This window comes from Psychrobacter sp. CAL346-MNA-CIBAN-0220 (assembly GCF_040309805.1).
Taxonomy (GTDB): domain Bacteria; phylum Pseudomonadota; class Gammaproteobacteria; order Pseudomonadales; family Moraxellaceae; genus Psychrobacter.
The window spans coordinates 306,676-315,047 of the sequence record NZ_JBEOPF010000004.1; the positions used below are offsets into that span (position 1 = coordinate 306,676).

Here is an 8,372-nt window from a genome sequence, read left to right on the forward strand (position 1 = left end):
CTACCACTGTGATGGTGGTCGTCATCATAAAGGGTTAATACTGGTATCTATTACCTAGCCTCTGTTAACCTAGTTTCTATTAATACAGGCGCATTATGTTATTACAAATTTTTGACTTGATCACCACGTTCGCCATGCTGCTGGTGTTTATACGCTTTATGCTGCAGTTTGCGGGGATGGATGCTAGCGATCCCATGATAAGTCCCGCTTATAAAGCCACGCATATTGTGGATGTATTTGGACGTATTTTCCCTACTGTGGCTCAAGGGCGTATCAGTCTTGCTGCGATTGTGCTGATGTTTTTGATTCGTCTGATTGATATCTCTGGTAAGGCGGCATTGACCCATAAAGGCATTGCGCCTGTTCCCCTGTTTTTCACTGGTTCAGTCAGTCTGGTTTTAGACTTTTTGCGCATGTGTCGCTATTTAGTGATTGGTTCTATCATTGTCAGTTGGATTGTGGTGTTCACCAATTCTGTGCACCCCATCGTTGGTATCATCATGCGTCTAGCCGAGCCTATTTTGGCACCGTTTCGCCGTATCACGCCCAACTTAGGTATGCTTGATTTATCACCTATGGTTGCGTTTTTTGTCTTTTATCTCCTTGAGATTTTCATTGGTGGTTTGGCGTCAAGCTTTATGCCAATGTTAGGCTAGATTGGTTTAATTCAGTCTAATAGCGATATGAAATCCTACCAATAAAAAGACGCTCTATATTAATAGAGCGTCTTTTTTGTGCTTATTTTTCATGCTAGCTAATGGCTTTTATAACTTTAAGGCGCTGTGCTTTGAAAGCAAAACAATAGGAAGCTTTAAAAAGGTACAAAACGATTTGGTATTAACTGTGTACTATCGTCATCAGGGTGCGGAGCATCAGCAGCAATAAGGGTTTGGGTAATCCAACGATCGGCTGCTATGACCGCCTCAATCAGTTCATCGCCCATTGCTAAGCGTCCGGCGATAAAGCTGGCAAGTGAACAGCCCGAGCCATGAAATTCACCGTCTAAGCGCGGCAGGATACTTTTATGTACCATCTCGCCTTTAATATATAAATACTGCTCAATATCACCGCTATCAAAGTCATGTGACGTCTTTACCAATACCGCCCACGCTCCTTGTTCACATAATTTTTGTGCCCCAATATGCAAATCTTGCTCACCACTCAAAGCACGCAGTTCATGAGTGTTGGGTGTAATCAAGGTCGCATAAGGCAGTAATTTTTTAAAGGCTGCGACTAAGGTCTGCTCATCTCCTAAGCTGCCCCCACTATTAGCCACCAGTACCGGATCTAGGATAAAAGAGGTGTCTTTAGGTATGATTTGCTCGGCAAACAAGCGCGTCAGCATGGCGATATTATCAGTGGTGCCCAGCATGCCTGACTTGATGACGCAAACGGGCAAATCATCTAGCACCGCAGTAGCTTGCGCCTCTACCAACGCTGCTGTACAGGCTTCAAAGCTAAATACCTGCTGTGAGTCTTGTACAGTAATAGCCGTACAAGCGACCGCTGCATGAGCACCTGCTTGTCCGATCGCCTCAATATCTGCTTGTAGCCCCGCGCCACCTGAGGGATCTAATCCTGAAAAGCACAATACGACTGGTCGCATAAGGTTTCCTATTTATATTTTCTTAGAGTTGTTTAGGGCGTGTTATCAATCAACACCTATACTTCTTCTGTGCTCTTAAAATAGCCAAATTTTCGCTAAGTGGTATTAAAACTCTTAACAATAGGGTCATATTCATTACGAGCTGTTCTTGGCCTAGCATTAACTTATCGTATTTTAAGCCTCATAATCCAAAAGATAACATGCTTTGGGCTAATCGTTGCCAATTACTATAGCCATCCTCGGCAAGAAAAGCCACAGCAATAGGGAAGGGGTTATTGTTCTTTTGACCCAAAGCTGTCAAAGCTAAGGTAAATAATTTAGAAATTAACGCATATCAGCGTATCAAAACGGTTGATATCTACAATTAACTCAAAAGAGTCATGAAAATTGCGTATAAGGCTTGCAATTCGTTTTGGCTTTGTTATAATAATCGCCCACGACATAAGACGTATCTTTTGCAAAGATACTTATTTTCAGAGCTTAAATCTTTTTAGAGATTAAGTTTTAAAAATTAAAAAGTCTGACATCGTTTGGTGAAGTGGGTGAGTGGCTGAAACCAGTTCCCTGCTAAGGAACCATACGTTTGCGCGTATCGAGGGTTCGAATCCCTCCTTCACCTCCATTATATTCGGTTATTGTTAGATTTATAATGCAGTACTTTGACGTTAAGTATGGTTTAGAAGTTAAATTAAAAATTATTATGATTTAACCGATAATAACATTGACATCAGCTGTATTATCTATATAATGGCCAACCTAATTTGCTGCAAAAGTTATTAACTATGCAGTAGATGATGTGCAATACGCGCCTGTAGCTCAGTTGGATAGAGCACTTGGCTACGAACTAAGGGGTCGGGAGTTCGAATCTCTCCAGGCGCACCATTTGCATAACAAATCATTAAATCAATCGCCTGTCTTATGACACTTTGGCGGTTTTTTTATGTCTGCTCTTTTTGTATTTTTATATACACATCTTTTTAGTTTACAGAAATACGCTCATCAACCATGAGCATTCGACTCCTTTGTTTGTAAACTATGTTCGCATACTTTCAAAGTCACTCGTTTATCGCTAACAAATCTCTATCTATAAACAATTTATTGATTGTTACCGATATCTGATAAGCTTTGTTCTAGATTTATACTAAGCATTTTTTAAGCTTATGACCCAATCTCTCTGCATGTTAATATACGATAACCCGCTTAATTACGGTACAATAGCCACATTATTCTCCGCTTGCTATGAGCTTGTATCATGCCAAAAAGTACGCTGAAAGCTGCTGTTAAGTCTAAATCCCAACGAAAAGATCCTGGGCACCGCGCGCCTGAAGTCGAAGAGCCAACGATTGCTCAGCCGATGCAACGCGTTGTGGCTATTGTCTACGATGGTATGTTGATATTGGCATTGTTATTCTTAGTAGGAACGGTACTGACTGTCATTGGTACGCTGCTGACCATGCAAACGGGGACACAGTCATCAGAAGCGCAGTCGCTACCGACTTGGTATCAGAACTTTATTATGACGCCATCATTTGTGCTGACTTTAGTGGCGTTTTATGGTTTATTTTGGCGGCGTGGTGGTCAGACATTAGGTATGCAAACGTGGCGACTTAAAACCGTTAATAATGCCGGTCATTTGTTAACGTGGCCACAGTCATTTAAGCGTATCCTTGCGGCTTGTTTAATGCCGTTACTATGCGGCATCATTGGCAGTATAATTGATGGTTCACGCGCCGTGTTGTTACTCAGTGCATTTTTTGGATTGATGTTTAATTACGTGTTCTGCCTGTTTAACCGTCGCGGCTTAGCAGTACAAGATATGCTATCGAATACCATTACTTTAAAAATGCCTAAAGTGCAATATGAAGGCTTATGGCGTGGTTTTAGAAATCGCAAGCAGAATAATAATAAGCAGCAAAATAAATAACATACTGGGTACAAGTATCGTTGAACTACAAGTTTACCGTTTGCACGAGCCATAATGTATAGCCGACAAAGAAAAACATTAATGTAGTGCCAGATGTGCGGCCAAACTGCCGCTTCGTCATAAAGGCAAAGGCGCATAATGCTACGAGTAATAGCGTAATCAAGCCCATTGCCAAAATATCACGCGATAGTATCACTGGGTTAGCGGTGATCGGTGCGATAATCGCCGCCAGTCCTACTACCCCTAAAGTGTTAAAAATATTAGAGCCAATAATATTACCGAGTGCCATATCGTGCTCGCCTTTACGGGCTGCTGACAAACTAGACACCAGCTCAGGTAAAGAGGTACCAATGGCGACAATGGTTAAGCCAATAATTAGCTCACTCAAGCCCCAAAGCGTTGCCAGCTCTACCGCACCCCAGACGATCGCACGCGAGCTCAACACCAGCATCAGCATGCCTATAAACAAGCTAATCAAACCGCGTACTAAGCTCTGCTCTATATGATCTGGATCTGTACCGTCTGCTTTAATATCGTCTTCATGTTCATGGTTGCCTTCACGTAAGCTCAGCACAATTTGAACACCTATCACCACTACCAACATCACTATTAGTACTATGCCGTCAGCTTGGCTTAACAGTCCATCACGCAGCTGCCACGCGGCTAAAGCGGTAATCAATACTAGTAGGGGTAAATCGCGGGTGACGATACCTTTACGTATGATGATGGGGCTTATTAATACCGTTGCGCCCAGTACTAGCGCAATATTGATAATATTTGAGCCATAGGCGTTACCCAATGCCAGATCTGGGCTGCCTTCTAGTGCCGCTAATACCGACACCACCATCTCAGGTGCCGACGTGCCTATTCCTAAGATTAGCACGCCTATCAAAAAGCTCGGAACGCGTAGCTTTTTCGCTAAGGCTGTCGCCCCATCGATAAAAACATCCGCACTCCAGACTAAGATTGCAAGTCCAACGAGCACTGCAATAGTTGCCAACCACATCAGTATGTTTCCTTGTTCATAAAAGGGCTACTAGACAATTTTTTAAAAAAAGCATAAAAAAAGCTGAATCACAATTCGCGATTCAGCTTTTATATTAGCATAGGTTTTAATAACGTGATAAAAATAACTTAAAAAATATGACTGGATGTTTAGTTATTCTAATGAATATTTAAGACGTTATAAACACTTTATAAAACCAATCAGTTATGATGAAATAAATATTTAAGCGATTTGTACCGGAATGATATTTGCCGTGTCTTTAACCGTATTGTCTTCATTACAATAGACCAGTTTTGGCTGGTAAGTGCTCGCCTCGACCTCATCAAAGTGAGCATAGGCGCAAATAATAACAATATCACCTAAATCTGCCATATGAGCAGCAGCACCATTTAAGGAAATAATGCCAGATCCGGCTTCAGCACGGATAGCGTAGGTGCGAAAGCGCTTGCCATTGGTAACATTATAAATATCAATAGACTCATTTTCGCGCAGACCAGCTAGGTCTAATAAATCGCCGTCGATACCGCAAGAGCCTTCATAATGGAGCTCAGCATGCGTGACGCGGGCACGGTGCAATTTGCATTTAAGCATATTAAGTAGCATAGATTGCTTCCTTAGCGTAACTAATATTAAGTAACTGGATTAAAAAGTTAATGGGGGCATAGTAAATAAAGTGAAAGGCTAAATAAAGCCACTAGTACTCAAGCATGAGATATTTATCTAAACTTGCTAGCGTATTTTAAAGCGATCTGACATTAAAACAGCAGCTATCATAGCGCGTCAGTCAGGTAGTTTAAAGCCATTAATTTGTGAACGCGCGCGTTCAATCTCACCATCTAATAACAATGGCAGCGCCTCAAAAGCGGCAGTGAGCGCACTATCAATACCAATTTGCTCATCTGGCGACGCCTTAGAGAGCACATGACCACTGACTTTAGACTTGTGTCCTGGATGACCGATACCCACACGCAAGCGGTGAAAGTCACTACCAATGTGTGGAGTGATGTCACGCAGACCATTATGCCCACCATGACCGCCACCCGTTTTGAGCTTGATGCTGCCCGCTGGGATGTCGAGCTCATCATGAGCAATCAGTAGCTGGTCATTAGCAATATCATAAAAATTGACCATCGGCACCACCGACTGACCCGACTTATTCATAAAGGTCAACGGTAATAATAGCCGCACATCATGCCCATGAATCTGTCCGCGTCCTGTTACTCCGTGGAATTTTTTATCGGGGCTCAGCTCAATATTGAACTGCTGCGCTAAATGCTGCACAAACCAAAATCCTGCATTATGACGCGTAAACATATACTGCTGCCCAGGATTACCAAGACCGACGATAAGCTTTAGGGACATGAAGGTACTCTGCTTAAATTCAATAAATGAATTATGAATAAAATTTTATTGGATGACTGTAAATTAAAGGTGTCACGTAGACTACTATTTTAACATCTACAATCTGCACTTACAAAAACAGCAGGAGACATTTATCCCCTGCTGTATTGTCATCTTAAAATGCATGTTGACGCTTTAGCAATAAGCTGACCGACTACTGATACAACACCTGATTGGCATCTGTAGAGTAGGGTACAGCAAGTTTACTATTCGCCGTCTTTATCTGCATCAGCTTTGTCGCTTTGCTCAGTAGCAGGCACTTCGTCAGCATCAGTGTCAGCATCTTCGTCGACTTCTTCAACTGTTGGAGGCTGCATGTTAACGATAGTACGGTCGTGCGCATCTTCCATATCAAGATCAAAGATGATGACGCCTTCAGGTAAATTGATGTCTGATAAACGGAATAGATCACCGATTTCCATACCAGAAACGTCTACTTCTAGATATTCAGGTAGCAATGAAGGTAAGCAAACGATTTCGATATCAGATACGAGCGTAGATAGAACACCGCCTTTTTCAGTACCTGGAGCATCTTCTCTGCCCGTGTAATGTACAGGGACATTCATGTTGATTTTCTGACCTTTCACAATGCGCTGGAAGTCAGCATGCATTGGGAAGCCTTTAGCAGGATGGCGCTGTAGGTCTTTAATAACGACTTGATGTGCTTCGCCATCAACCGTAATGGTCAAAATGTGCGAGAAGAAGGCTTCGAATTCAAGCGCTTTTACCAATTCGTTAAGTTTGATAGAGATAGCTTTCGGTTCTGCGTTACCACCATAAATGATAGCAGGAACAAGATTCTGCTTGCGTAGGCGGCGGCTCGCACCTTTACCTTGCTGATCTGCAGAACGATTAACCGTATATAGTTCAAAATGATTAGTGCTCATGGATATAATCCTATAAAAAGAATGATGAAGTGTTGGGTCTAAAAAGTGGATTTGCGACCGATCCACTAAGAAGTGATGATAGCTACCCATCAGGGTTACCAACGATAAAATCAGCAACAACGACAAGGCGCTATTCGCTACTGTCAGTCGTCTGGCTTGATATTAACTATCATTACAGCCGTCATCATGTAGCGTGCTCAGCACTTTTCTTGATACTGTCCTGTTCATACAGAACAAATGGTCAGCATAGGCGCGCATTATACGTGGTTTTGGTGCAATAATAAAGGTTTACACATAAGACTTAGCGCCAAGAAACTAATATTGATATTAGGTCTTGACGCTAGGTTCTGATAGCTGGTTTTAATAACGGTCATTATTGATAATAAGCTATATGGCTTATTTAAACAGTGCCATAATTATAATTTAAACCTCTAAGCATCAAACATGGCACTAATAGATTCTTCATTATTAATGCGACGTAAGCTCTCAGCTAGCATTGGGGCGATAGATATTTGGCGAATTTTGCTACAAGCTTTTGCCGCAGCAGATAACGGAATAGTATCGGTAACAACAATCTCATCCAGTGCTGATTCGCTGATGTTTTTGAGCGCATTACCGGATAACACAGGATGAGTAATGTAGGCTAGCACGCGACGTGCTCCACTGTCTTTTAGCGCTTGTGCAGCTTTACATAAGGTGCCAGCGGTATCGACCATATCATCAACAATCACGCAATCGCGGTCACGAACATCACCGATAATATTCATTACTTGTGATTCATTGGCACGTGCCCGGCGTTTATCAATAATAGCTAAGTCGGTATCGCCTAATTGCTTGGCCATTGCGCGCGCACGCACCACACCGCCAACGTCAGGTGAGACCACCATAATGTTGTCATAATCTTGTTTTTTGAGATCATTAAGCAGGACAGGCGTTGCATAGATGTTATCAACGGGAATATCAAAGAAGCCTTGAATCTGATCAGAATGCAAATCAACCGTCATGACCCGATCAATGCTGACGATATTAAGCATATCAGCAACAACTTTGGCAGAGATAGGGACACGAGCTGAGCGCGGGCGACGATCTTGACGGGCATAACCGAAATAAGGCATCACTGCGGTGATACGCCCGGCACTTGAGCGCCGCAAGGCGTCGGCCATCATCATGATTTCCATCAAATTGTCATTGGTCGGTGCGCAGGTAGGCTGCATGATAAACACATCTTTACCGCGGACGTGTTCCTTGATTTCTATAGCGATTTCGCCATCAGAAAAACGGGTGACGTCAGCTTTACCAAGGGGGATATGTAGATGGTCGGCTACGGTCTTCGCTAATTCAGGGTGGGCATTACCCGTAAAAATCGCCAAATAAGGCATGACTAAAGTCCTATTGATTGACTCAAGCAGCGACCGCTAAGCAGTGTCAAACTGCTCAAATTGAGAAAAGATATGGTGAGTTATCGTAGAAAATGGTAGGGGTAGCTGGACTCGAACCAACGGTGTCAGGATCAAAACCTGATGCCTTACCAACTTGGCTATACCCCTA

8 protein-coding genes and 3 tRNA genes are annotated in these 8,372 nt (G+C 42.7%); 4 read left to right on the forward strand and 7 right to left on the reverse strand.

What is annotated here, in order from left to right:
- Positions 1-95 precede the first annotated feature (95 nt).
- On the forward strand, positions 96-656 hold the full coding sequence (locus AAEY88_RS10220; protein ID WP_350562031.1) for a YggT family protein: 561 nt from the start codon (positions 96-98) through the stop codon (positions 654-656).
- Between the two features lie 155 nt (positions 657-811).
- Here the strand turns inward: AAEY88_RS10220 and AAEY88_RS10225 are convergent, their stop codons facing one another.
- Positions 812-1,606, reverse strand: coding sequence for a hydroxymethylpyrimidine/phosphomethylpyrimidine kinase (locus AAEY88_RS10225; RefSeq protein ID WP_350562033.1), 795 nt, complete (start codon positions 1,604-1,606; stop codon positions 812-814).
- Between the two features lie 532 nt (positions 1,607-2,138).
- Between AAEY88_RS10225 and AAEY88_RS10230 the strand changes: the two genes are divergently transcribed.
- The 3 genes from AAEY88_RS10230 (at position 2,139) to AAEY88_RS10240 (ending at position 3,530) form a co-directional block, all read left to right on the forward strand.
- Positions 2,139-2,228, forward strand: a tRNA-Ser gene (locus AAEY88_RS10230).
- A 183-nt stretch (positions 2,229-2,411) separates the two neighbouring features.
- Positions 2,412-2,488 (forward strand) — tRNA-Arg (locus AAEY88_RS10235).
- Between the two features lie 370 nt (positions 2,489-2,858).
- Positions 2,859-3,530, forward strand: a complete 672-nt coding sequence (locus tag AAEY88_RS10240) for an RDD family protein (protein WP_407074448.1) — start codon at positions 2,859-2,861, stop codon at positions 3,528-3,530.
- Between the two features lie 25 nt (positions 3,531-3,555).
- On the opposite strand, the gene AAEY88_RS10245 is transcribed toward AAEY88_RS10240, so the two are convergent.
- From AAEY88_RS10245 to AAEY88_RS10270, 6 genes are all read right to left on the reverse strand, one after another.
- Positions 3,556-4,536, reverse strand: coding sequence for a calcium/sodium antiporter (locus AAEY88_RS10245; protein ID WP_350562035.1), 981 nt, complete (start codon positions 4,534-4,536; stop codon positions 3,556-3,558).
- A gap of 222 nt (positions 4,537-4,758) precedes the next feature.
- Entirely contained in the window at positions 4,759-5,139 is a 381-nt protein-coding gene (gene panD / locus AAEY88_RS10250) for an aspartate 1-decarboxylase (protein ID WP_350562037.1), read from the reverse strand.
- A gap of 177 nt (positions 5,140-5,316) precedes the next feature.
- Positions 5,317-5,898: an aminoacyl-tRNA hydrolase gene (pth, locus tag AAEY88_RS10255; protein WP_350562039.1), complete on the reverse strand. Its 582-nt coding sequence runs from the start codon at positions 5,896-5,898 to the stop codon at positions 5,317-5,319.
- A 245-nt stretch (positions 5,899-6,143) separates the two neighbouring features.
- The gene (locus tag AAEY88_RS10260; RefSeq protein WP_350562041.1) at positions 6,144-6,824 is read right to left on the reverse strand and encodes a 50S ribosomal protein L25/general stress protein Ctc; all 681 of its coding nucleotides are present in this window, start codon (positions 6,822-6,824) and stop codon (positions 6,144-6,146) included.
- A gap of 431 nt (positions 6,825-7,255) precedes the next feature.
- Complete coding sequence (locus AAEY88_RS10265) at positions 7,256-8,203, reverse strand: ribose-phosphate pyrophosphokinase (protein WP_350562043.1); 948 nt, start codon at positions 8,201-8,203, stop codon at positions 7,256-7,258.
- Positions 8,204-8,296: 93 nt separating this feature from the next.
- Positions 8,297-8,371: transfer RNA gene (locus tag AAEY88_RS10270), tRNA-Gln, on the reverse strand.
- Position 8,372: the final 1 nt, after the last annotated feature.

What these genes read in the sequence shown, in the direction of transcription:
- AAEY88_RS10220 (WP_350562031.1), top strand. Translation starts at nt 96, where the DNA reads ATGTTATTACAAATTTTTGACTTGATCACCACGTTCGCCATGCTGCTG.
- AAEY88_RS10225 (WP_350562033.1), bottom strand. Translation starts at nt 1,606, where the DNA reads ATGCGACCAGTCGTATTGTGCTTTTCAGGATTAGATCCCTCAGGTGGC.
- AAEY88_RS10240 (WP_407074448.1), top strand. Translation starts at nt 2,859, where the DNA reads ATGCCAAAAAGTACGCTGAAAGCTGCTGTTAAGTCTAAATCCCAACGA.
- AAEY88_RS10245 (WP_350562035.1), bottom strand. Translation starts at nt 4,536, where the DNA reads ATGTGGTTGGCAACTATTGCAGTGCTCGTTGGACTTGCAATCTTAGTC.
- panD (WP_350562037.1), bottom strand. Translation starts at nt 5,139, where the DNA reads ATGCTACTTAATATGCTTAAATGCAAATTGCACCGTGCCCGCGTCACG.
- pth (WP_350562039.1), bottom strand. Translation starts at nt 5,898, where the DNA reads ATGTCCCTAAAGCTTATCGTCGGTCTTGGTAATCCTGGGCAGCAGTAT.
- AAEY88_RS10260 (WP_350562041.1), bottom strand. Translation starts at nt 6,824, where the DNA reads ATGAGCACTAATCATTTTGAACTATATACGGTTAATCGTTCTGCAGAT.
- AAEY88_RS10265 (WP_350562043.1), bottom strand. Translation starts at nt 8,203, where the DNA reads ATGCCTTATTTGGCGATTTTTACGGGTAATGCCCACCCTGAATTAGCG.